Consider the following 25,047-nt stretch of genomic DNA (forward strand, 5'->3'; position numbering starts at 1 on the left):
GGGGAGATTTTCGTCAAAATTTTCCGGTCCAAGTCGGCGCCGCCCGCGAAAAAAACGGTAACCGAAAAGCAGGAGAAAAAAGAGGATACCGCGAAAGCCGAGCCGTCCGCGAAAACCGGCGGTGAACCAAATATCTCAGCCATGAAGAGTTCGTCGAAACCTCTCATCTCAACGGCATCGACGCCGAAAAAGGCAGAGGAAAAAGAAAAGCCTTCATTAAAAGCAACAGAGGGAAAAGCAGAAACGCCGCCCGATACCGCGGCGTTGGAAACTGGCGGGGGGGCATTCACTCCGATGGAGTTTGCCACCGCCGCAATAAATGAAGGAGATATCGTGGAAACCATGACCCAGGAAATAACCTTTGACGACATCCGCGAGCAAATTGTCGAGCCGGGTAAGGAAAAAGAGGAAAATGTGACCGCAGTAGCGGGTGTCATTGAAGAACCTGCCGTTGAAACCGTGGCTGTGGCAGAGGAGGAGAAGTCTGAAGAGATACCTGTTGAAGAGGCTCAGGCCGATCCCGAAGAAGTAGCCGATGTGATTGAGGAAGAGGAGAAGGTCGAGGAAGGCTCGACAGAAGAATCACCCGAGGAGCCTGAAACCGTGTCTGTGGCCGAGGAGGAGAAGGTCGAGGAAGGCTCGACAGAAGAATCACCCGAGGAGCCTGAAACCGTGGCTGTGGCAGAGGAGGAGCAAGCCGAAGAGATACCTGTTGAAGAGGCACCGGTCGCACCCGAGACGGAAGCGGAACAGGAGATCGAGGATAGAGAGCTGACGGAAGAGGAATTGGAAGCGGAGGCGCTAGCTGAAGCGGAGGCGGAAGCGGAAGCAGAGGCGGCCGCGAAGATGGAGGAACAGCGGGAACTTTTCGAGGATCAGGAGATCTACGAGCCTTTAAAACTGTCAATCAATAAACTCACCGCGACTGAAGAGGAGATAGCCGCCCTGATTGCCGGGAGGGTTGCCGGAATGGAACCGGATGCCGCGATGAAATTCACGGTCATTCTCGAAAACTCCGAACCAGCTATTGAAATGGCGGTAATGTATTTAAATGAGGAGGCCCCCGATATTAATGGATATATCTCCGCGATAGAGGAGAAAAAGATTGCTCTCAAATCGCGGTTCGAAAACGATGTTGAGCGCGAGAAGCTCGACAAGGGAGATTTTCCGGATACCGTTTCATTGGTGACACTCGCCGTTTTTCTTTTATCGCATGAAAAACTTTCTGAAAAAATGGGGAAGGCGCTGAACATCCTTTCGGCCTCTACGTTTTTCTCAAATGAAAACATTCCGCTGGAAATCATCGAGAGGCACATCGAGTACATACCGGAGCCTATCTCCACGCCGGAGATATCCTTCTTCAGCGCGCCCGATACGATTGGGAAACTTCTGCCGACCCGGTATCTGAACGGTGATTTTTCGATTGATCCGATCATGCAACAGCTTATCCGTTTCAATCTTGATTTCCGCGACAGGAAAAAATGGGGGCAGGCGGTTGCCGACATCATATCTTCCGAGTTCCCGGAGAAAACCTATGACACATCCAAATGGGATGAAGCCTCGAAACTGTATCACCACGCCGTAGCGTCGGCCAACAACGCCAAATTCTATAACGTCGCCGGAGAATCGGCGGCAAGACTTTTCAATCTTTGCGGCCTTTACCAGAAAAGCCGCGGCTCTTTTGGTGAAGCGAAGACGCTGTTAAATTCCGCCGTCGAGACGGCCATGTCGGCATATGGCAAGAAACATCCGGAACTTGCGGTTGTATTAAACAACCGGGGGATGCTCCTCCGGGAACTCTCGGAGTACGCGCAGGCGGTAAAGGATCTGAATCTTGCGCTGGAAATAAACATGGAAGCGCTCGGCGCGGACAATCCTTCAACCCTTTCCAATATGAACAACCTCGGCCTTCTCCAGATGGATAACGGAGATTTCGCAAACGCGAAACTGAATTTCGAAAAAGCACTCAGGACCGGAGAAAAGATCTTCAGTAAAAGACATCATCAGGTCGCGATATTTTGCAATAACCTCGCCGTGATTCATTTCAGGACGGGTGAGCTTGAGAAGGCGAAGGAGCTGGCCGTCCGCGCATCGAGCATCGACAAGGAGGTGCTCGGCAGCGGGCATCCCGCCGTCGCTGTGAGGCTGTCGAACCTTGCCTCCATTCAGAAACGGCTTGGCGAGATGGATGAAGCGCTGGAAAATTACACTGAAGCGCTGCACATTGATGAAGCGGTGTTTGGCAAATCGCATCCTAGGGTCGCCGAAGACCTCGGCAACATCGCCTTGCTGCAGAAGTTGACCGGGGATAATGATTCTGCAAGGAAAAATTTCCGCCAGGCTTTGCAGACGAACGAGGCTCTTCTCGGAAAGAAACATCCGACCTACGCAATCCAGCAGAACAATTACGGACGGTTCCTTCTCGCCAAAGGGGACAGGAAAAACGGGCTCGTCAACTGCCGCCAGGCTCTTGCCACGCTCGAAAAGTCGCTCGGAAAGAATCATTATCTGACCGCTGAAGTAAAAAGGGGAGTTGAATCGGCCGAAAAGAAGGGGTAATGGACCGTCTCCTTTCCGGCGAAGGCGGATGCTTATCCAGTTTTCTCTGCTTTGCAGGAACCGCACATCAACGGTTTTTCTTTTCATTCAAAGGCGTTAAAATCAGACATGGTTTTTTTTGGAGAAATTTGTTGCCGGTAACTAAAAGGCTTTATTGGTTCCTGATAGTCATTTCTCTTTTCAGGCTGGCGGTAGCATCCGTTCTGGAACTCTCTCCCGATGAAGGGTACTACTGGCAGTGGGGGAAAAACCTCAGCCTTAGCTATTACGACCACCCGCCGATGGTCGCCCTGTTTATCGCGATAACCACGCTTTTTTCGGACGCAGAGTTCTTCGTCCGCCTCTCCGGCGTTCTTGGAGCGGCTCTCTCTTCACTGCTGATATACATCCTCACCGTAAAACTTTTCAAGGATGAGGTCGCGGGTTTCATGGCGGTGATCGTCATGAACCTTTCCCTGATATTCTCAGCCGGTGCGCTGGTGATCACGCCGGATACGCCGCTCGTTATCTTCTATCTCGCTTCTCTTATCACGTTTTACACGGCGGCAAATTCTGACCCTTCTTCAACAGCTTCATACGGCAAGTGGATCATCGCCGGCACCGTGACTGGCCTTGCCATGCTCAGCAAATATACCGCCGTATTCTTTTTCCCCTGCGCCTTCATGTATATGCTCATAGCCCCGGAGAAAAGGGTGTGGCTCATCAGGCCGCATCCATATATCGCGGCGGTAACGGCGTTCATTACCTTTACGCCGGTACTGCTCTGGAACGCGAGGTATGACTGGATATCGTTTGCTTTCCAGGCGGAGCATGGGCTGGCGAAACTGAAGACGGCCTGGTACGCACTCTTCGCCGAGTTCTTCAGTTTCCAGATAGTTCTTTATTCCTTCGGAATATTCTTTTTTCTCATTGCGGCGTTCTTTACGCTTTTTCCGAGGTCGTTTGGCTTCGGCTCCGGCAAAGATGCAAGGCCGGAGGTTCTCGACGGGTCGCGGTTTCTCCTTTCGTTCGCGCTCCCCATTCTCCTTTTCTTCTTTTTCAACGCGACACGCGCGAGGGTGGAGGGGAACTGGCCTATCCTTGGCTATCTCCCTCTCTTTGTCCAGACAGGTGTGTTGGCCGTTGAAAGGTATTTGAAGGATGGCGTACGCTGGAGTGTTTCCGTTTCCGTCGGCATCGCGCTGTTCCTCCTGGCATTTTTCCATCTGCAGATAGTGAATCCCGTGATACCCCATCCTCACAGGGATGAGATAAGCATACGCCTCTACGGCTGGGAAGAGATAGGGAGAAGGGTCGACGCGAACAGGGAGAACGGCAGGTTCACCTTCGCGGTGACGAACAGGGCACAGGTCGCTTCCCTTGTGAACTATTACACATCACCCCATATGGAAACCTACATGCCCCACTCGAACTGGAAAAGATTCTTTTTTCTAAAACCGATAGATTCGCGCATCGGTGAGAACGCGATATACGTTACCGAAGTTAGGCGCGACGATATCGAAAATATAAAAAAGATGTTCGAGAAAGTCGAGAAGGCGGAGTCGTTCGACACCCTTAGAAAGGGGGAGCTCATTAGGAAGGTGAATATCTACAAGTGCTACAATTACCTTGGAGGCATAAAGTGACAATCGTCGGCAAAGCCTCGTACGACAAGGTGGTCTTCGCCGGTTTCAAGCATTCGGGGAAGAGCCTCATCGGGAAAATGGTTGCCGAAAAGCTCGGGTTCAGGTTTGTCGATATCGACGATGTCATTGAAGACGAGTATGTAGCCGGCGGAGGCGAAAAGGTCACGGTCAGGGAGATCTATAAAAAACTTGGAAGTGGAGGTTTTTTGGAACTCGAAGCGCTGGCTATCCGCGCAGTGTCGGGGGAAAAAGGGGCGGTCATTTCCCTTGGAGGGGCGAGCCCGCTTAACTCCGGTTTCGATAAGGCACTTTTCGGGCGGGCGGTATTTGTATATCTGGCGGTAAGGCCGGATGTGCTTTATGAAAGAATAATCGCGAAAGGAATTCCCCCCTTTCTGGATGAAGAGAGGCCGAGGGGGAGCATGGATGAACTCCTTGAGAAGAGAACTCCGTATTACGAGTCGATTTCTGATATAAAGGTGGATAATACCGACAGGGAACCGGCGGAAGTCGCCGGGGGGATAATTGAAGAACTAAGGAGAAGGTATGCCGGGTAATACTTTCGGGACTCTGCTCCGCCTGACAACGTGGGGCGAATCGCATGGCGCCGCAATAGGCGGCGTTCTGGACGGATGCCCGTCGGGCATTGAATTGAGCGAGGCCGACATGCAGGTCGATCTCGACAGGCGGAAGCCGGGGCAGAGCAGGCACGCGTCACAGCGCAAGGAGCCGGACACCGTTGAAATTCTCTCCGGCCTGTTTGAAGGGAAAACAACCGGCGCGCCTATCTCATTTCTCATAAAGAACAGGGATAAGGATTCGTCGGCTTACGAAGATATAAAAAACCTCTATCGTCCCGGCCACGCCGATCTCTCATACGATATGAAATACGGATTCCGCGATTACCGGGGGGGGGGCCGTTCATCCGCCAGGGAGACGGCGGTGCGCGTTGCCGCCGGTGCGATCGCCAAAAAGATAATCGCAGGAATAAAGGTTACCGGCTACACCATCCAGATAGACGGCGTAAGAGCTGAAACATTCAGCGAGGAAGAGATAGAAAAAAATCCGGTACGTTCCCCCGACCCGAAAGCGGCGGAGGAGATGGAAAAGATCATAGACCTCGCCAGGAAAGCGGGGGATTCCGTCGGTGGGATAGTGGAGGTCACAGCGTCGAATGTCCCGCCGGGGCTTGGGCAACCTGTGTACGGAAAGATCAGCGCCGACCTAGCCTCCGCGCTGATGAGCATCAACGCGATTAAAGGGGTGGAGATAGGGGCCGGGTTTGCCTGCGCTTCCATGAAAGGGAGCGAGTTCAACGACCCGATAACGGCAAAGGGTGGCAAATTCACATTCAAATCGAATAACGCCGGAGGGATCCTCGGCGGGATCACTTCAGGACAGGATATAGTCGTGAGGATAGCGGTCAAGCCTACCCCTTCGATCCTGAAAGAGCAGGAGACAGTCGACAAGGATGGAAAGAGCGCCAGCATCAGCGTGACCGGGAGGCACGACCCCTGCATCTGCCCCCGCGTAGTTCCCGTTGCCGAAGCGATGGTCGCCCTTGTGCTTGCGGATCACATCCTCATCGGCAGGTCGTCGCGAATCTGAGAGTATGGAAAGAGTTTCCCTCATCCTCGCTTCGGGGTCGCCGAGGAGGAAAGAGATTCTTGAGGAGATGAGCCTCCTTTTCGAAGTAAGGAGCGCCGATGTGGACGAAACCTTGCGCGACGGGGAGAGCGCGGAGTCTGCCGCGAGAAGACTCGCTCTGGACAAGGGGGAAGCCGTTGCAAAGGAAGCTGTCGATTCACTCATCATCGCGGCGGACACGCTGGTTACGGTGGAGGGGGAGATACTGGGTAAACCGAAAGATGAAAACGACGCACGCAGGATGCTGAAACTCCTTAGCGGAAGGGGGCACGAAGTTGTCACCGGAATCGCCTTCATTCTCCGCGCGGAGGATGTAAGGCATGTCGTATTCAGCAGGACGGAAGTCTTTTTCCGCAAACTTTCCGAGATCGATATTGAAGATTATATTTCCACCGGCGAATACGCGGGGAAGGCGGGGGCCTACGCCATACAGTCCGCCGGTGGTACGCTCATAGAATCCCATTCGGGGAGCTTTTCAAATGTAGTCGGGTTACCGGTTACCGAGGTGCTGAAATTCGCGTCGGCGTTCGGCATTGACCGTTTTCCGTGGAAGGGGTGAAATGCTGGTCATAGGGCTAACCGGGGGGATAGGCTCTGGGAAATCGACGGCTCTCCGGGTCTTTAAGAAACTTGGTGCATTCATAATAGATGCCGACAGGCTCGCTCGCGATGTGGTTAAACCGGGGCGCCCCGCGTGGCAAGATATCAGGAGCCGTTTCGGCAAAACGGTATTCAATGCAAACCATACTCTCAACAGGAAGAAGCTCGCATCGATAGTTTTCAAGGACGCCAAGGCGCTAAAGGAGCTGAACGCCATGATCCATCCCCGCGTATTCGAAGAGGAGAAGGCGCTTATAGGAAAATATTCGAAGAGCGGCAAAAATGCCGTCGTCGTAGTTGACGCGCCCCTGATGATAGAGAGCGGTTCGCATAAATGGAAAGACGTCTTGGTGGTAATGAAGGCTTCGCGCGAAAGTCAGGTTGCGCGCATTGTAAAGAACAAGGGTATGAGCAGGAAAGAGGCGGAAGCCCGCATCGCGGCGCAGATGCCGCTGGCGGAAAAGCTCAAGTATGCCGATTTCGTTATTGAAAACGATTCCACGCTGGCAGACTGCAGGCGCAACGCGGAGAAGGTTTATCGGGAAATTCTGAAAAGGCATCGAGGTAAATAGTCCACTCGCGCAACTCCCGTTTACCGGTTTCCCGGAGCCGGAAATATTTCAGGAGCTAAAAATTGTATTTGACCAGCGTGATGAATTTGCTGTCGAGCATTTTCACGTCCGGCGAGGGCGGAAGATTTGAGTAATCGGCGATTACCTTGAATTCAAGCGCGAGATTGTTCGTCAAACTGTTTTCGACGCTCCCTTCATAGTAGATGTAGTAGTCCTTGTCGCTCTTTGATGAAACCTTAAGTACCAGCTTCTCCTTGAATTTTATGCTGTCGTTGAATTTGTGCCGAAAACGCCATTCGGCGTAGTTTACGAAATGCTCCTCTTTCATGTTGCCATCCTTATCGGGTCGGATGAAGGAATCCTTGTTGTAAAGGACGTAAACGCTTCCGGTAAGGTAGGTTTTTTCAGTTTTAATAAAATAGTATCCGCAACCAGGACCGGTTGAGAGCCTGTTGTCGTATCCCTTGAAAGGATTTTTATAGTAGTTTACGTTCCAGAATGGAAAGAGCCTGTCGAACCTCATCTCCCCCCTCAGGTCGAGTTCGTTTTCATCGTTGCTCTTTATTCCCTTTGATTCGCTGTACGCCGATTTGCCGTCGAGAAAAAAACGGTATGTCTTCCGCTCCAGTGACAGGTCGAAGTTCAGCGACATATCGGCGGTATCGGTGTTTCCTCCGGTCCGGTGGTAGCCGAGTGAGATCGATCCTTCATCCTTCGGCACGAATGCAAGGCGACCTATCGAGGCAGAGATAGGCACAACCGTTATCTCCTGTTCGCCGAGGCCAGGATTTTCATCTCCATAAAGCGGTCTTGCCGGTACGGTCGCTTCTTCAGGCTTGGGCGGGTCGGCATACGCCTGCCCCGTGAAGAGAAGCAACGCTCCAAGGATCGCAAACGCTCTGTATCTTTTCGCTCTCATAGAATGGAAATTCTACAATTTTTCAGCCACGGGGGGAACCTCCAGGCACCGGATGGCAAGATAATCTTGCTCCTCCATACGGTCGGGATTATGTAATAATATGAATGAAGATGTTAATCGGTATCAGTAGGGGATTTTGAAATGTCTTTGCCTTTGAATTTTGGTATTCCGTATCACACGCTCGTAACCGCCGTAATCATCGCCTTGTCCACGGCTCTTCTGGCGGTACTGTATCAGAAGTTCTTCAGGAAAAAGGGGATAAACGATTATCCCGACAACTGGCATATGCCGCACCGGCAGAACCTTCATTTCACCGGCAGGGAAGAGCAGATATTGGCTCTCCATGCCTTGCTCCACGCTTCCGTTAAGGTCGTGATCATCGGGATGAAGTCCGAGCATGTTTCGGGGGGTATAGGCAAGAGCGAGCTCGCCATTGAGTTCGCATACAGGTGCCGTGACGAGTATTCCCTGATATGGTGGATTGACGCCGAAACGATATTCTCCATCGAAACCGCTTACATGATGATTGCCAGGAATCTTGGCATCCTGAAAAAGAACGAGAGAGATCAAAACAGCATCTCCGCCGCCGTGAAGGATTGGCTCTCCATGAACGGAGAATGGCTCCTTGTTTTCGACAACATGATGAATGAAGAGGACCTGCTCCCGTACATCCCCTCGGAAGTGAAGGGGAGGATACTTGTCACCACCCCAAAAAGCGACTGGAAAGAGAGCGTTGCCGCAAGGTTTTCTCTCGACGTCTTTACCCCGAAAGAGGCCGTGGATTTTCTTCTGGAAAGGGAAGGGAACACATCGGAGGCGAGAGAGGCGGAAGAGCTATCAAAGGAGACCGGTTTTCTCCCGCTCGCGCTGGAGCAGGCTTGCGCGCATATTAAATATGAAAAGATATCCATCGCCCAATATCTGGATTCGTTCAGGACAAGAAGGGTCGAGATATTAATGTCCGGCAGTCCGGCTTCGCCAAATGGTGTGGTCGAGACGGCGTGCGACCTCTCTTTTTCCAAATTGCATGAGGAGGCGAAACAGCTTCTGTTCCTCTGCGCGTTCCTCCACCCGGAGGATATCCAGTTTGAAATGATAAAGGACGGCGCGGAACATCTCCCTGAACCGCTGAGGTCGGCGGCATACGACATACTGAGGCTTAGGACCGCCGCCGCAAGCCTCACCTCATACTCCCTCCTGTATTATGAGGAAAACATGATCATCATTCATCGTCTCATGCAGAAAGTGATACGGAATCGGATGGACGCGGAAACGAGGAAAATATTCGCGGGGGCCGCGGTGGCGATAGTCGACAAAGCTTTCACCTACGGAGAATACAAGCAGGAAACATGGGAGCATTCCGACCGCCTTATCGCTCAGGCGTTAACGGCAACGAGCCACGCGGTAGAGGAGGAGGAGGCGCTTGGAACGGCGATAGACCTGATAAATAACACCGGTCTTTATTTCCAGCAGACGTCGAGATGCCCTGCCGCAAGAGAGCGTCTTGAACTTGGGCTTGCGCTCTCCGGAAAAGTTTACGGCCCCGATAATGCCGATGTCGCGGTAATGCACGACAACCTCGCCGAAGTTCTGATGAAACTCCGCGATTTCGAGAACGCGAAAAAACATTTTCAGCGCGCTCTGGAGATAGGTATCAAGGTTTACGGAGAGGATCACCCCACCACGAACCTCTACCGTGAGAACGTGGAATCGCTCACAAGCTGACCTCTTCCTCGCACCGCCGAAAAGAGATTGCCGCACTCTGTCCGCAATGACTGTTTAATGAACCACCCCTTGTCCTTCGTCAAGCCGGAGAAACAGCTGATAAAAGTCCGCGTTAACGGAAAAAATGGAAGAACGGATTCGATTCTGAAATAAGGAAAAACCTGTACAATAGGCGGATGATAAAGACTATCGCCAGCAACAAAAAGGCGTTTCACGACTACACGATCCTTGAAAAGATCGAAGCTGGGCTTGTACTTGTGGGAACCGAGGTGAAATCACTGCGCGCTGGGAACGTGCGTCTCAGCGAGGCGTACGCCTGGCCGGTAAACGGCGAGCTTTACATACAGAACATGTTCATCGGCGAATACAAGCAGGGGAACATACACAACCACGAGCCGACGCGCGACAGGAAGCTGCTACTCAAGAAAAAGGAACTTGAAAAACTCATCGCGAAGACACAGGAAAAGGGATTGAACATCGTCCCGTTAAGGATATATTTCAAGGATGCTCTCGTGAAGCTGGAGCTTGGGCTTGGCAAAGGTAAAAAACTATACGATAAGCGCGAGACCCTCAAGAAAAAGGTGATGGATCGCGAGGCGCAGAGGAGTCTCGCCGACAGGAACAAGGGGTAGTCAGTCATCCGCAAATTCTGTTTTCAGAAGCTTCTCTGCATGAAGCATGCTAAGCCCGGGGGGAAAGGATATTGAGCGCACTGCATTTCGAATCTGCCGGTTTCGGCGAACCGATAATTTTCATCCACGGCTGGGGTGTGAGTTCGGCGGTTTGGAAAGAGGAGGCCGACTACTTCTCGAAGAGGTTCCGCGCAGTGACGGTAGATCTACCGGGACACGGAAAGTCGGCGCCGGTCGACGTAGAGCTGACCATTAAGCTCTGCGCGGAGCTGTTAAAGGAGCTAATGAAAAACGAGGGGCTGGAAGGCGCGCACCTTGTCGGGTGGTCGCTTGGCGCGGAGGTTGCCGCGCGTACGGCGATGATCTCCGGAGGCAGATTGGTCCGCTCACTCGTATCGGTCGGAGGAACGCCGTGCTATGTCGCTCCGACGCAGAAGGACGAGTGGGGTATGCCTGAGGGGAAAGCAAAATATTTCCAGCGACAGCTTGAGCGCGATTTCTCGGTGAGCCTTTCGATGTTCATACACACATTCTTTGAGGCGGAGAAGGATATTTCAGCCGAGCGGGCGGCGTTCATCAAATCGGTTTTTTTCGGCGAAGATTTTCCGCCGGACCAAAGGTCTGCCATTGACCTCTTAAAAAGTCTCTATGACGAGGATCTGCGCGGGGAATTGAAGGCCTCTCCTCTCACATTGCCTCTCTTGGTATGCCATGGCGACCGTGATATGATTGTCCCGATTGGAGCGGCCGAACAATGGAGCGCTCTCCTTTCGCAGGTGAAGATCGTGAAATTTGAAAATTGCGGGCACGCCCCGTTCCTTACAAACAGCGAGCTATTTCGGGAAACCGTTGAAAATTTCATAACGGCATTAGGATGACCAATACCGACAAGATAAAACGGGCCTTCGGGAGGAGCGCCGGAAGCTACGAAAGATTCGGCACCTTGCAGCGCGAGGTATCCGCGCGCCTCGTGCGGGAATTCACTCCGTTTGATGGCTCCCCGCAACGCGCTCTCGACATCGGATGCGGCACAGGGTTCACTTCGACCGATATGAAGAAGCGTTGGCCCACGGCTGACATTCATCCGCTCGACCTCGCTTTGCCGATGGCGAAACGTACTCACGCGGCGGGCTTCATAAAAAGTGTCGCCGGCGACGCATCATCCCTCCCTTACGCGGAGGCTCTCTTTGATGTAGCGGTATCTTCACTCGCACTGCAGTGGGGGAGCGATTATGAAAGAATATTTTCCGAAGTCTCCCGTACGCTGAAGCCGGGGGGACTCTTTTCGTTCAGCGCCCTTCTCCCCGGAACGCTGAGGGAGCTTCGAGGCGCTTACGATTCGGCTAGCAGGGAGTGCACCGGCAAGGGGGCGAATTTCCCCTCCTTTGCTTCGATAGAGGAAATGACTGCGCCTCTTGAAACCGGGGGATTCCGCAATTTGTCGATACATGCCGAGAGCGTGGTGAAGAGCTACTCCACAGTTGAAGAGATGATGCGGACATTGAAAGGTATAGGAGCTACAAATCCGGCAAGACCGGAAAATCCTCCGAGGCGTGACGTGCTTGCGCGGACCATGGAATTTTATCCCGGGCGCAACGGCCATGTGGAGGCGACATATGAAATCTCCTACATCTCCTGCGTGAAGGGGTAGCGGTATGGATGTAAATGCTCGCGCCGGATATTTCGTCACAGGTACAGGCACAGGTGTAGGGAAGACCGTCGCGGCGGGAGCCGTCGCGTACCTTTTGAAAAAAGCGGGATACTCAACAGGGGTGATGAAACCTGTACAGACCGGGGCGAAGAGCGTAAAGGGGAAACTGGTATCGGAGGATTACGAATTTCTCCGCGCGGTAGCCGATACGGACGATCCTTATGAAACGGCCGTTCCGGCAATATTGAAAACTCCGCTCTCCCCGTATCACGCATCCCTTGCTGAAAGGGAGAAGGTGGATGTGGCCCATCTCGCGATCAGTTTCCAGAAGATGAAAGAGCGGTACGAGGTCGTAGTGGTCGAAGGGGCGGGGGGGTTGATGGTTCCGCTCACGGAAAATCTTTTCTGGCACCACTTCATCAAGATGATAGACCTTCCGTTGATAGTGGTGACAGGCGCGGAGCTTGGAATGATCCATCAGACCCTCTCCACGATCCTTTCTGCGGAGATGTATGGGCTGGAGATAGCCGGGATAATGATAATGGAGACGAAGAAAAAGAATAATCCCGAGCCGGATATCAAGTGGCTCGAAAAAACTTCCGGCTATCCGGTGCTCGGAGTCCTCCCTCACACCTCTTCGGTTGCGGGGGCGAAGGTGAAGAAAAAGGCCTTCCACTCGCACGTTGAAAAACATATCAAGGCAAAACCTTTCGTCGATTATATCGAAAGGAAGGGGTGCGAAGCGGAGTGGAAACGGCTGAACGAAGCGGATCACAAATATGTATGGCACCCCTTTACCCAGATGGCGGATTGGGTGAAGGAGGAGACGCTTGTCATCGAATCTGCGAGCGGAATGAAGCTGAAGAGTATAACGGGGGAAGAGTATTACGACGGGCATTCCTCTTACTGGGTGAACGTGCATGGGCACGGCAATCCAGAACTTTCAAGAACGCTTGCCCGTGAAACTGCAAAGCTCGATCACTCCACATTCCTCGGATTGAGCAACAGGCCGGCGATTGATCTTGCTGAAAAGCTTGTGGAGATTACGCCAAAAGGTTTGAGCAAGGTATTCTTTTCCGATAACGGCTCCACCGCGGTGGAAGTCGGCATGAAGATGGCCGTGCAGTATTTCCGCCAGAGGGAGAAGGGGAAGAGCCGGAAGAAAAGGAAGTTCATCGCGCTTGGCGAGGCTTATCATGGCGATACGCTCGGCGCGGTTGCCGTAGGTGGAGTTGAGATATACAGAAATATCTTCGGCCCGCTCCTTGCCGACGTGGTATTCACACCTTCGCCATACTGCTATCGGTGCCCATTGAAGAAGTTTCCGTCCGACTGTTCTCTTGCGTGCGCCGCGGAGATGGAGAAGTTGATAGTGGAGAACCACGAAGATATCGCGGCATTTGTTATAGAACCGATAGTCCAAGGGCCGGGGGGGATAATCGTGGCCCCTTCGGGCTATCTGAAAAGGGTGCGGGAGCTATGCACGAAATACGACATACTTATGCTTGCCGACGAGGTTGCCGTAGGGTTTGGCCGTACTGGAAAGATGTTCGCCTGCGAACATGAAGAGGTTGAGCCGGATCTGATGGCGCTCTCAAAAAGCCTCGGTGCGGGACTTGTCCCGATAGCGGCGACGATGGCGACCGATGAGATTTACGAAGCTTTTCTCGGGAAGTGGGAGGAGCAGAAGACGTTTTTTCACGGTCACACATTCACCGCCCACCCCCCGGCGTGCGCAGTCGCCCTGCAATCGCTGAATTTATACAGGAAGCAGGGGATTATCAGGCAGGTCGAGACGAAAAGCCAGGCTCTTGCCGATTCGCTTGTGAGGTTCGAGAACCTCCCGCATGTAGGGGATATCCGGCAGAAGGGGATGATAGCCGGGATCGAACTCGTAAAGAACCGTGAAACAAAAGAACGTTTTGAGATAGCGGTTCGTGCGGGTAACATGGTCTCAAAGGAAGCGAGGAGGAACGGGCTGATAGTGCGCCCCCTGGGTGATACTCTGGTGCTCTTTCCGATCCTTTCCGTCAGTGAAGGCGATTTGAGAAAAATGACGGATATACTTTACAATTCGATCGCGGCTGTTACAGGTTCGTTCGAAAAGAACGAACCGTTTGTGAAATAGCCGGTTTCGTATACCATGTTAAAAAAATATTGGGAGACGGCAGGAACATTGGAGACATCCGAGAGCAAGTTTCATGACGAGTGTGCCATTTTCGGCATTTACAGGCACCCCGAAGCGGCGAACGTAACATACCTCGGCCTTTACGCGCAGCAGCACCGCGGGCAGGAGAGCTCCGGCATAGTATCATCTGACGGTTCCGACCATCATATACACCTCGGCATGGGGCTTGTGGCAGATGTGTTCAAAAGGGAGATCATAGAAAAACTGCACGGGAATATGGCGATAGGGCACAACCGCTATTCAACCACCGGCGCGTCGAAACTTATGAACGCACAGCCGCTGGCGATCGAATATTCCGCCGGATATCTTGCCATCGCGCACAACGGCAACCTTGTGAACGCGTCGACCGTCAGGGCGGAGCTTGAGGATATCGGCTCAATTTTCAGATCGACCATGGATACGGAGGTGATATCCCACCTTATCGCGAAGTCGAGCGAGAACACGCTCTTCAGCCGCGTGGTGGACGCACTGCATCAGGCTAGAGGGGCCTATTCGCTACTGGTTATGAACGAGGATGAAATGATAGCGGTGCGCGACCCGAAAGGGTTCAGACCGCTTGTGATGGGGAAGCTGGATGGCGCGACGGTCTTTGCATCGGAGACTTGCGCGTTCGACCTCATTGGAGCGACGTTCGAAAGGGATCTGAAACCGGGAGAGCTGGTTCATGTAACCTCCGACGGCGTGAGATCGCACTTTCCGTTCCCTCCAAAAAAGAGCTGTCAGTGCGTTTTCGAGTTCATATATTTCGCCAGGCCCGACAGCAATATCTTCGGCCGTTCAGTCCATGAGGTGAGAAAAAATTTCGGCAAGGCGCTTGCGCTTGAACTTCCGGTCGAAGCGGACATGGTGATCCCCGTGCCGGATTCCGGGGTCCCCGCCGCGATGGGTTACGCGGAAAAATCTGGCATCCCTTTCGATATGGGTTTGATAAGGAACCACTACATAGGGAGAACGTTCATCGAGCCGGAGAGCAGGATCAGGCATTTCGGCGTAAAGCTGAAACTGAATCCTATACGTTCTCTCATCGAAGGGAAAAAGGTCGTAGTCGTCGACGATTCCATAGTGCGGGGCACCACATGCAAGAAAATAATCGGAATGGTGCGCTCAGCTGGCGCAAAAGAGGTTCATATGCGCATCAGTTCCCCCCCTACCACGCACCCCTGTTTTTACGGAATTGATACCCCGACAAAAGAGGAGCTTATCGCTTCGAACATGACCGTCGAGGAGACGAGAAAATTCATCGAGGCCGATTCGCTTGCCTACCTTACGCAGGAGAAGATGCTCTCCATATTCGGCGATGAGGCGGTCGATTTCTGCACGGCATGTTTCGACGGAAACTATCCGATAAAACGGTTCGATATGGATATCGTTCAGGCCGAGCTTTTCGACTCAATAAGAAAATAGCCGGTCACTGTTTCGCTGAGCCGGCTCTATAAATCGTATATAATCCCACACCATGGCAAAGCTTGGAGTAAACGTGGATCATGTCGCTACCCTTAGGCAGGCTCGTCTTATCGACTATCCCGATCCGGTTGCGGCGGCGAAAATTGCGATTGAGCATGACGTCTCATGCATCACTGTGCACCTGCGCGAGGACAGAAGGCACATTCAGGATAGAGACGTATACCGTATCAGGGAGCTTGAGAATTGCAGGCTGAACCTGGAGATGGCGGCGTCCGAGGAGATCATAAAAATTGCGCTTGATGTAAAGCCGGATCAGGTGACCCTCGTGCCGGAGAGGCGGGCGGAGTTGACTACCGAAGGGGGGCTTGATGTCCTTTCCAGGATCGATTTCTACAGGGAGCTTGTCGCACGATTCAGGGATGCCGGAATACCGGTATCGCTTTTTATAGATACGGATGATAAACAGGTAGAGGCTTCATCCAGGACGGAGGCTGGCGCCGTGGAGATAAACACAGGAAAATATTCGGAAGCCGATTCAAAAAGTAAACAGGCCGAGAGACTGAACGATGTCCGTCGCGCAGTTGAATCGGCCCACGCGCTCGGCATGGTTGTTCATGCGGGGCATGGGCTTCACTACGAAAACGTCTCACCCGTTGCCGCGTTGCCATGGGTGGATGAACTTAACATTGGTCATTCGATAGTGTCGCAGGCGGTCTTTGTCGGTTTTTCAAAGGCTGTTCTTTCGATGAAAGAGTTGATCGAAAAAGCGTCCGCGGGCGCAAAGGGGGTTTGAAAATGATCAGGCATATAGTTTTGTTCAAGATGAAGGAAGGGAGCACCGGCGAGGAGAAGGAGAAGCTTATGGCGGACCTTGCGGGGCTGAAGGATTCAACCGACGGGCTCATGCTTGAGTGCGAGGTCGCTTCGGATGTCGCGTCTACCCCTACTTCTTACGATGTCGCGCTGAATTCCCTTTTTGAAAGCATGGAAATGGTCGCCTCCTACCAGGTGCATCCTGCACATGTAAAGGTGCTTGAATATATAAAGAAGGTATGCGGAGCAATTTCGAAAATCGATTACGAGGTGTAACGCACCTAAAGCAGGCTTCCAGCCTGGCCGATTAAACCGAAAGGGAACCTGAAAGGTTCAGCTCTTAATTACAGCTCCGGCGGTAAATATCCCTACCGGCTTTTCTTCCTTTACGACAATGAGGTGCATAATCTTTTTGTCGGCCATGATCTTTTTCGCTTCAAAGATCGATTCGGTATGGTCGATTACTATAGGCTTCTTCGTCATGATCTTCGAAATGGCTGTAGCAGCGAGATCCTTTCCGCTGGCGACACCTCTTCTCACGATATCCTGCTCGGTTACGATTCCGGTGATTTTTCCGGTCTTTCCGATAACAAGGAGAGAGCCTGTATTTTTGCTTTTCATTTTTGCGGCGGACTTTTTTATGGTTTCAGTTTCCTTTATGGTTACCACGTTTTTATCGGCCATATCACCAACTGCGAGCAGCGTTTTAAATTCCGCCATTTTGGAACTCCTCCCGGTTTATGTAAGTTGAATTATGGTAATTTACCCTTGCCTTGAGGAAGTGTCAAATTAATTAAAAAAGTTCATTGAATTGCCATGAGCTATTTAAACATCTGAAAGTGAAGCGTTTTTGGAGATATCTGGAAATGTGCCTAAGGAAATAATGTTATGTATGATAACAGGTAGAATTGAGTAGCGGCTCTGGTTTGACCAGTGAACAGTAAACGCTGAATATATTGTTGAATGTTCAGCAACATTTCAGTAATATCCCAAAGGTGGAAACCAACGAAGATATCAAGGGTAAAATTCTCGAGGCGGCGATGGCGAGGTTTATCCATTACGGTTTTCATAAAACTACAATGGCGGAAATTGCCAAGGATTGCGGCATGTCAGCTGCGAACCTCTACCGGTTTTTCCAGAACAAGGCCGAGATAATCGTCACACTTGCGCTGAATCATTTTGAGGTGACATGGGAGAAGATGGAGGCGATCGTTGGCAACCGTACCCTTGCTTCAGCGGAAAAACTTGAAAGCTTCTTTGTTCATCTCTTCAGATGCAACCGCGATCTGTTGCGCGAAAAGCCGAATATTTCAGAGGTGGTCGAGTTCTTCCTTAATGAACGCCCGGACATCGTAAAGGAGATGGTTTCCCGCGAAATCGTTACGCTGGAAAAAATTCTCGTAGATGGAAATGATTCGGGCGAATTCGCCATTGAGGATACCGCGGAAACCGCCAGGAATTTCAGGATGGCGTTTACTCCGTTTATCGTCACGCCGTTCCTTCTTCATATTATGGATAACAAGGTCATCGACCATGGCGACCTGGAAACGAGGCTGAAGAGTCTGCTGAAGCTCCTTTTGAAAGGTATATCCGCGTCGAATTAATAGATCGGCAAAAACCGAATTGGCTTAAAAGGTGTATTGAAAATGATTAGTACATTCAGGAACGGAAAATATATTCTCTTTGCGGCCCCCTTGTTCGCTGTCGCGGTCGGATTCCTCGGAACCGCTGAATCGGCAAAGGGGGCGGGAGAGAGGATCATCTCTTCAGCCAGAGATATCAGGAATATTATCGGGAGCAACAATTACGATGTAAAGATCCTAGGCGAGCAGGTAAAGCGCGCGTCGGCTGTCGTGGAAGGGATCGAAGGGGCCTACTTCCCGATGCTTTCGCTCGACACCAGCATCATGGACGACAGAAAACAGCCGCTGAGCAATTTTCAGCCTGCGAGGGTGGAGAACACGCACTGGGGCGCGACGCTTATTCAGAGAACACCGATGGGGATCAATTTCTCGGCAGGGGTAACGAACGACACGGCTAAACTTTACCAGTCCGACCCTCCAAACGATTTTCTTCCATATCCGGCAACGTTCAACCAGCCGGTGGTCTTCCTGAAGATGGAGATGGACATTCTTCAGGATCTCATGGGCTTTGTGAGCTTCAAGGAGTGGGATCAGTACCGGATAGACGAAGAGGTGTCGAAGATGCAGGTCGAACTTATAAAGCACAAGCTGTTCACCAGCAGTTCGGCGCTTCTCTGGAATACCAGGGAGATGATGGAGATGAAGTCGATCATCGAGGAGATGGTGACGAGGTTTGAAAAACTTGAAAAGGATGTTGATGCCAAGGTGCGCAAGAGGATTGCCGAGCCTGGGGACATCTACAAGCTCAAAGCGCTCGTCGCCCAGAGGAAGGCGGACGTTGTGGCGCTAGAGAGGACAGTGCGGGAGATAGAAAAATCGATCGCCGAAATTCTTTCTGTGCAGGAGGGGATTCGCTTCATGCCTGACAGGACGCTTGCGTCGCTGGAAAAGGGGATAGACGCTTGCGAACAGGATATTCTCAGCCGGAAGGAGATGGATACCGCCTGGAGCAGGGAGTTCGACGTTCTTGAAAAAAATATCAGGCGCGGAGAGCTTGAAAAGGATATCAGGTACAGGAAGGCGCTCCCCGACCTGAAACTCGTTGGCTCCTACGCGAAGACCGGCACCGATTCAACCTTCGGAGACGCGTTTTCAAATATCGTGGACCAGGACAAGCCGCAGGTATATGTCGGTTTGAATTTTTCCTGGCCGCTTTCCTCCAGCGTTGCGAAATCAAGGCGGGTATTCGGCGATACCGCGCTCGCAACCCAGGGGATGACATACGGCAAATTCTACGAAGGGAGCAGGGTTTTTCACGAATCGACTATCAGGAAAATCGGGCATCTGAGGGAAGAGGGGAAACTTTCAGATGAAGCTGTCGGATACGGCAGAAAACAGATAGACGATCTGCACAAGAGGTACAGGCAGGGGCGGGTAAGCATGTTCGAGCTTGTACAGGAGGAGAGCTCCGTGCTTCAAAGCGAGTTGACCCGCAAGAGGGTATGGGTTGAGAGGATAAATAATATCTACCAGTACCTTGGCCGCTTCGACAGGCTTAGTTGCGCCGATAGCGATCTTACGGCTGGAAGAGATTAACCGATGATCACATATTTCATAAAAAATCCGAAGGTCGTTGCTCTCATAACTCTTGCGATCGTGATTGGGGGGATTATCAGTCTGTTGGCGATGAGGCGGGAGGCTTTCCCCAACGTCGATTTTGCCATGGCGACGATCACAACATTCTATCCGGGTGCCACGCCGGAAGATGTTGAGATACAGGTAACAAAAAAAATAGAAGACGAGTTGAGGGGCATAGAGGGGATAAAGCAGACGCGCTCCATCAGCCAGGAGGGGTATTCCGAGATAACCATTGTCGTAGATATAGATAATGTGAGCTCAAGGGAAGTGCTGGACGAAGTACAGCGAACCACCGACAGGGTGGTCGACCTCCCGGCTGAACTCCCCGATCCCCCTCATTTCAACGAGATCAAGACGAAGCATTTCCCGGTTCTGGAGGTTTCGGTTCTCGGCGATGTTGACGAGGAGAAGTTAAGAAAGGTTGCCGATCAGCTGGAAGATGTTTTCGACATGAACAGCGGTGTGGCCGCGGTAAACAAGATCGGGTACAGGGAGCGCGAATACAGGATCTATATAGATCCCGTAAAAATGGGGAGATATCACGTAAGTTTCAACGAGGTGATACGGGCGATCGGCGCGAGCAATGTCGATACTCCCGGCGGCATATTCGAAAGCCGCCCGTTCAAGAAATCGGTCAGAACAGTAGGGTCGCTCAAGGAAGCCGAGATGTTTCTCGACGTTGTGGTTCGCACGAATCTTTCGGGCCAGGTCATACGCGTGCGTGATATCGCCACAGTGGACGATACGTATGAAGATCCGAGGGTGGTGGCGAAGACCAACGGCAAGCCGAGCATAATCCTGGTTGCCATGAAAAAGGAGCATACCGACATACTGAAATTGACCAAAGAGCTCAAGGAAGCGATTGCCGAATTCAGGAAGGGATTGCCGGAAGGGGTTGGCGTAATTGTCAGCAACGACGAGTCGGAAAGGACAAGGACACGCCTCGACATCATAATTTCCAATTCGATCATCGGATTTTTTCTCATGCTCATTGCCCTTATCGTATTCCTTGATCTGAGGAACGCGCTTGTAACGTCTCTGGCGGCGCCAATCGTTATCCTTGTCACGCTCATTCTCATGAGCTTTTTAGGAATTACGTTCAACATGATCTCAATGCTGGCGGTGATAATCGCGCTCGGCATGTTCGTGGATAACAGCATCGTCATATCAGAAAATATTTTCAGGCTGAAGCAGACAGGATTGTCGATGGAAGAGGCGGCGATGAAGGGGACGATAGCGATAGCCGCTCCCATAACGGCGACGGTACTAACTACTATCGCGGCGTTTGTTCCGATGATGGTTACCTCGGGCGTAATGGGGCAGTTCATTATTGCCATTCCGATAGTGGTCACATGCTCACTCCTTGCCTCCCTGTTCGATTCCTTTTTCCTCCTCCCGGCAAGGATAATCGCGCTGGACAGGGAAGCGGTCATAAAGGAATCACGGTGGTTCGCCTGGTGGAGACATCTGTTTGAAAGTTTCGTAAGGTTCTTCATCAGATACAAGTGGTCTTCGATCGCACTTGCGAATCTTCTCCTTATTGGCGCACTGATATTTGCCGTGAAAAAGATAGACTTCATTCTCTTTCCGCCGGAAGGGGTCGACAGGTTTGCTGTCAAATATCTTGCCCACCCCGGAACTCCCATTGAGGATGTGAACAGGGGGATAGAGAAAGTTGAAAACGCTCTGATGAGTCTTCCCTCCGATGAAGTGTACGCCATCACTACGAGAACCGGCGTCCAGCAGATGGGCCTTGGTGACCCTCTATCCAGGGTCGGGGACAACGTGGGGATGATACTCGTATACCTGACGCCGGAGAACGAACGGAAAAGAACCGCGGCGGAAATAATATCCTGGCTGAGGGAGAATGTAGATATCTACGAGCCGTTTGAAATGATCCAGTTCGAGACCCTGGCGATGGGCCCACCTGTAGGAAAGGCGGTTACGGTCTCTGTGCAGGGGGATGACCTCGAAAAGCTGAAGGAACTAGCCGGACAGATATGGAAGTTCCTTTCCGATATCGACGGCGTGACGGACATCGATCAGGATCTAAAGCCCGGCATAAGGCAGTTGCGCGTTGAGATAAATAAGGGTGTTCGCGAAGAGATAGGCCTTACCGTAGCAGAGATCGCGGCCGCTCTTAGAACCGCGCAGGAAGGGGTCATCGCTTCAAAGGTCAGGAAGTATGATGATGATATTGATGTCCGCGTCCTTTTTTCAAAGGAGGCGAGAGGGAGCATGACCTCGCTGGAAAACCTTCTCATATCGGATGTGAGGGGAAACCTCATCCCTCTTCATAAAGTTGCGAACATCAGGGAGGTGGAGGGGCCGGAGCCGCGACGGCATTTTGATTACAGGCGTTCCATCACTATTACCGCCGGTGTCGACACCGATAAGGTCACTTCGGTGGAGGTGAACGCCGCGCTGAGAAAGGCGTTCGCTTTCATCCCGGAGAAGAATCCAGGTTATGTGCTGAAATTCGGAGGCGAAGAAGAGAGCACGATGGAGTCGATGTCGAGCCTTGCGCGCGCGATGGTCTTTGCGATCATCGGGATATTCTCGATACTCGTGGCGCTGTTTGGCTCGTACGCTCTGCCGTTTTTGATAATGTTCTCCATCCCTTTGGGATTCGTAGGGGTAATAGTAGGGTTTGCGGCCCACGACAAGCCTTTCGGCTTTCTGGCGATTATCGGGATGATAGGTCTTTCCGGCGTTATCGTAAATTCGGCGATAGTGCTAATCGCCTTCATTGAGGACATGAGGAAAAATACTAAATTAAGTCTCGAAGAGTGTCTCGTACAGAGCGCCGGCACAAGGCTCCGCCCGATACTGCTGACGACGTTCACGACGGTGCTCGCGCTTTTCCCGACCGCGTACGGGATAGGAGGATTCGATCCGATGCTAGTTCCGATGACGCTTGCCATGGCTTGGGGTCTCCTCTTTGGAACTCTCCTCACGCTACTTGTAATACCGTGCGGATACGCAGTGATAGAAGATGTAATCCAGTTCTCTAATAGAGTGCGGGGTAAAAAAGGGGAAAAGCATCCGGTAAAAATATAATTTGAACTAGCGGCGCAATACACGCTTAATGGCGGTATGAGATCGACTTGACCATGTGAAGAGAGGATTCTGATGGCGAAGCTCAATTTTGGTTCGAAACTAGCGCTTAAGGTAATAAAGTACCGTTTCCAGATCATCATACTCACCGTTCTTTCAGTAGCGGTCTCATCCGCCGGTCTTGCATATCTCACCTTCTCCAGCGACAGCAGGGCGTATTTCGGTCCCGATAATCCACAGCTAAAGGCTCTCGAAAAGCTGGAGAATACATATTCTAGGGACGACTCCGTTCTCCTTGCGATTGCGCCGAAGGACGGTAACATCTTTTCCGCCAGGACACTTTCGATTATCGGCGAGATAACCGATGAATTCTGGAAGCTCCCCTTCTCCAGCAGGGTGGAATCCCTCACCAACTACCAGCATACTTCGGCAGACGGCGACGAGCTTATAGTGGAGAACCTTGTAAAGGAGGCCGATGAACTGACGGGCGCTGACCTTGACCGCATAAGGGAGATCGCCGTAAACGAACCGTTCCTGAAGGATCGCCTTGTTTCTTCCAAAGGGAGCGTTGCCGGCGTCGTAGCTCTTTTCAGAATGCCGGAGAATAAGAACGAGGCGACAAAGGAGGTCGTTGGGAAAGTTCGTGCGTATGTGAAGGAGGTTAAAAAGAAATACCCCGACATGGAAATATACCTGGTCGGGAGCCTGATGGTGGATACCGCTTTCGCGGAAGCGGGGGAGGACGACATGAGGAGCCTCATCCCTATCATGTTCGCGATAATGGTTTTCTTCATGTGGGTGATGCTAAGGTCGGTTACTGCAATGCTTGTCACCACGCTCGTAATTATTTTTTCGTCGGTCGTCTCCATGGGGATTGCGGGCTGGCTCGGAATCGTGCTTACCGCTCCGTCGGCGAATTCGCCTATAGTCATACTCACGCTTTCGATAGCGGATTCGATACATGTCCTCGTTACCATGCTGCAGGAGATACGAAAAGGGAGATCGCGCGAAGAGGCGATAGTGGAATCGATGCGCATAAACCTTTCTCCGGTGTTTCTGACCACCATTACCACTTCGATAGGTTTTCTCAGCATGAACTTTTCGGATTCTCCCCCTTTCTGGGATCTCGGAAATATAGTATCGATCGGGGTGCTGGTAGCTTTTATATATTCGGTTACGTTTCTCCCTGCGATGATGGCCATCCTCCCGATCAAGGTGGGAGAAGAGAAAACTTTCGGCCCGCCGATAATAGACCGGTTCGCCGATTTTGTCGTATCCAAAAGTACGGCTCTTATGTGGGGTATGGCTCTTTTTATAATTTTTTCCGTATCGGGCATCTCCAGGATAGACGTGAACGATCTGTACCTCGATTATTTCGGAAAGAAGTTCCAGTTCAGGAAGGATACCGATTTCATTGTGGCAAATCTCACCGGTGTAAGCATGGTCGAATACGACCTCTCGTCGGGTGAAGAGGGGGGGGTATCCTCTCCAGAATATCTTGACACTCTTGAGCGTTTCACTGTTTGGCTCCTTGCCCAGCCGGAAGTAAAACAGATAAGCGGATTCCATGACGTCATGAAGAGGCTGAACAAAAGCATGCATGGCGACGACCCCGCCTATTACAAGGTACCGGACAGGAGGGATCTTGCCGCGCAGTACCTCCTTCTGTACGAGATGTCGCTCCCGTTCGGGCTCGATATGAACAACATGATAAACGTCGACAAGTCCTCCACAAGGTTCAGGATATCGCTTATCGACATTTACAACCGGGAGATACGGCAGTTCGAAAGGAGGGCGACCGCGTGGCTCGAAGAGAATGCTCCGCCGTCGATGCATGTTGACGGCACAGGGATGTCGATCATCTTCGCGCACATCACCGACAGGACTATCAACTCAATGTTCAGGGGTACCGCCTTCGCCCTCTTTCTTATATCTGGGCTACTCATACTCGCGTTCATGAATCTCCGCATAGGGTTGATAAGCCTCCTGCCGAACATAGTTCCGGCGTTGATGACATTCGGTCTATGGGGTTATACGGTGAGCCAGGTCGGTCTCGCCGCTTCGGTCATCGCGGCGCTCAGCCTCGGGATAGTGGTGGACGACACGATACACTTTCTCTCGAAATATCTTAGGGCAAGAAAGGAGCTCGGCCTAAGTCCAGAAATGGCGGTGAGGTACTCCTTCCATACGGTCGGCAGGGCGCTTGTAATAACTTCAGTCATACTCGTTGCCGGATTCGGGATATTGACCCTCTCAAATTTCAAGGTGAATTCAAACATAGGCACCCTCACCGCGATAGCGATAGCGATAGCGCTCATAGTCGATTTTCTTTTCCTTCCCGCCCTTCTGCTTAAACTTGAAAAGAGAAGATGACCGGATGCCGGTTTTTAAAAAGTGTAGAATGGGTGAGCAGCGAAGAGATGGCGCGCCCTTC

At 51.8% G+C, this 25,047-nt stretch carries 20 protein-coding genes and 1 pseudogene; 19 read left to right on the top strand and 2 right to left on the bottom strand.

The annotated features are described in order from the left end of the window. The first annotated feature begins 141 nt into the window (after positions 1-141). The 6 genes from OEY64_02525 (at position 142) to coaE (ending at position 7,003) form a co-directional block, all read left to right on the top strand. Positions 142-2,559 (top strand): tetratricopeptide repeat protein, encoded by a 2,418-nt coding sequence (locus OEY64_02525; protein ID MDH5541819.1) that lies wholly within the window; start codon positions 142-144, stop codon positions 2,557-2,559. 131 nt (positions 2,560-2,690) lie between these two features. Next, positions 2,691-4,184, top strand: coding sequence for a glycosyltransferase family 39 protein (locus tag OEY64_02530; protein ID MDH5541820.1), 1,494 nt, complete (start codon positions 2,691-2,693; stop codon positions 4,182-4,184). Next, positions 4,181-4,741 (top strand): hypothetical protein, encoded by a 561-nt coding sequence (locus OEY64_02535; protein ID MDH5541821.1) that lies wholly within the window; start codon positions 4,181-4,183, stop codon positions 4,739-4,741. The genes OEY64_02530 and OEY64_02535 overlap by 4 nt, the downstream gene beginning before the upstream one ends. Next, a complete protein-coding gene (aroC, locus tag OEY64_02540; protein MDH5541822.1) occupies positions 4,731-5,792 on the top strand; it encodes a chorismate synthase in 1,062 nt (353 codons plus the stop codon). The genes OEY64_02535 and aroC overlap by 11 nt, the downstream gene beginning before the upstream one ends. A gap of 4 nt (positions 5,793-5,796) precedes the next feature. Then, positions 5,797-6,390, top strand: coding sequence for a Maf family protein (locus OEY64_02545; GenBank protein ID MDH5541823.1), 594 nt, complete (start codon positions 5,797-5,799; stop codon positions 6,388-6,390). A gap of 1 nt (position 6,391) precedes the next feature. Next, the gene (gene coaE, locus OEY64_02550) at positions 6,392-7,003 is read left to right on the top strand and encodes a dephospho-CoA kinase (GenBank protein ID MDH5541824.1); all 612 of its coding nucleotides are present in this window, start codon (positions 6,392-6,394) and stop codon (positions 7,001-7,003) included. Positions 7,004-7,058: 55 nt separating this feature from the next. On the opposite strand, the gene OEY64_02555 is transcribed toward coaE, so the two are convergent. Beyond that, positions 7,059-7,922: a DUF481 domain-containing protein gene (locus OEY64_02555; protein MDH5541825.1), complete on the bottom strand. Its 864-nt coding sequence runs from the start codon at positions 7,920-7,922 to the stop codon at positions 7,059-7,061. Positions 7,923-8,063: 141 nt separating this feature from the next. On the opposite strand from OEY64_02555, the gene OEY64_02560 reads away from it, so the two are divergent. From OEY64_02560 to OEY64_02600, 9 genes and pseudogenes are all read left to right on the top strand, one after another. Next, complete coding sequence (locus tag OEY64_02560) at positions 8,064-9,647, top strand: tetratricopeptide repeat protein (GenBank protein MDH5541826.1); 1,584 nt, start codon at positions 8,064-8,066, stop codon at positions 9,645-9,647. Positions 9,648-9,823: 176 nt separating this feature from the next. Beyond that, entirely contained in the window at positions 9,824-10,279 is a 456-nt protein-coding gene (smpB, locus tag OEY64_02565; GenBank protein MDH5541827.1) for an SsrA-binding protein SmpB, read from the top strand. A gap of 71 nt (positions 10,280-10,350) precedes the next feature. Next, positions 10,351-11,157, top strand: a complete 807-nt coding sequence (locus tag OEY64_02570; protein MDH5541828.1) for an alpha/beta hydrolase — start codon at positions 10,351-10,353, stop codon at positions 11,155-11,157. After that, positions 11,154-11,930, top strand: coding sequence for a methyltransferase domain-containing protein (locus OEY64_02575; GenBank protein ID MDH5541829.1), 777 nt, complete (start codon positions 11,154-11,156; stop codon positions 11,928-11,930). The genes OEY64_02570 and OEY64_02575 overlap by 4 nt, the downstream gene beginning before the upstream one ends. 4 nt (positions 11,931-11,934) lie before the next feature. Then, positions 11,935-12,579, top strand: a pseudogene (gene bioD / locus OEY64_02580) (dethiobiotin synthase). 72 nt (positions 12,580-12,651) lie between these two features. Continuing rightward, on the top strand, positions 12,652-14,058 hold the full coding sequence (bioA, locus tag OEY64_02585; GenBank protein ID MDH5541830.1) for an adenosylmethionine--8-amino-7-oxononanoate transaminase: 1,407 nt from the start codon (positions 12,652-12,654) through the stop codon (positions 14,056-14,058). A gap of 15 nt (positions 14,059-14,073) precedes the next feature. Next, positions 14,074-15,522: an amidophosphoribosyltransferase gene (gene purF, locus OEY64_02590; GenBank protein MDH5541831.1), complete on the top strand. Its 1,449-nt coding sequence runs from the start codon at positions 14,074-14,076 to the stop codon at positions 15,520-15,522. Between the two features lie 52 nt (positions 15,523-15,574). Next, a complete protein-coding gene (locus OEY64_02595) occupies positions 15,575-16,315 on the top strand; it encodes a pyridoxine 5'-phosphate synthase (GenBank protein ID MDH5541832.1) in 741 nt (246 codons plus the stop codon). Between the two features lie 2 nt (positions 16,316-16,317). Then, positions 16,318-16,611, top strand: coding sequence for a Dabb family protein (locus OEY64_02600; protein ID MDH5541833.1), 294 nt, complete (start codon positions 16,318-16,320; stop codon positions 16,609-16,611). A 57-nt stretch (positions 16,612-16,668) separates the two neighbouring features. Here OEY64_02600 and OEY64_02605 read toward each other — a convergent pair whose 3' ends face one another. After that, complete coding sequence (locus OEY64_02605; GenBank protein ID MDH5541834.1) at positions 16,669-17,055, bottom strand: CBS domain-containing protein; 387 nt, start codon at positions 17,053-17,055, stop codon at positions 16,669-16,671. Positions 17,056-17,330: 275 nt separating this feature from the next. On the opposite strand from OEY64_02605, the gene OEY64_02610 reads away from it, so the two are divergent. The 4 genes from OEY64_02610 (at position 17,331) to OEY64_02625 (ending at position 24,986) form a co-directional block, all read left to right on the top strand. Then, entirely contained in the window at positions 17,331-17,939 is a 609-nt protein-coding gene (locus OEY64_02610) for a TetR/AcrR family transcriptional regulator (GenBank protein ID MDH5541835.1), read from the top strand. Between the two features lie 42 nt (positions 17,940-17,981). Further along, positions 17,982-19,514, top strand: coding sequence for a TolC family protein (locus tag OEY64_02615; GenBank protein ID MDH5541836.1), 1,533 nt, complete (start codon positions 17,982-17,984; stop codon positions 19,512-19,514). 3 nt (positions 19,515-19,517) lie between these two features. Beyond that, entirely contained in the window at positions 19,518-22,616 is a 3,099-nt protein-coding gene (locus OEY64_02620) for an efflux RND transporter permease subunit (protein ID MDH5541837.1), read from the top strand. Between the two features lie 72 nt (positions 22,617-22,688). Then, positions 22,689-24,986 (top strand): MMPL family transporter, encoded by a 2,298-nt coding sequence (locus tag OEY64_02625; protein MDH5541838.1) that lies wholly within the window; start codon positions 22,689-22,691, stop codon positions 24,984-24,986. Positions 24,987-25,047 lie beyond the last annotated feature (61 nt).

The organism is Nitrospinota bacterium (assembly GCA_029881495.1).
Lineage (GTDB): Bacteria > Nitrospinota_A > UBA7883 > JACRGQ01 > JACRGQ01 > JAOUMJ01.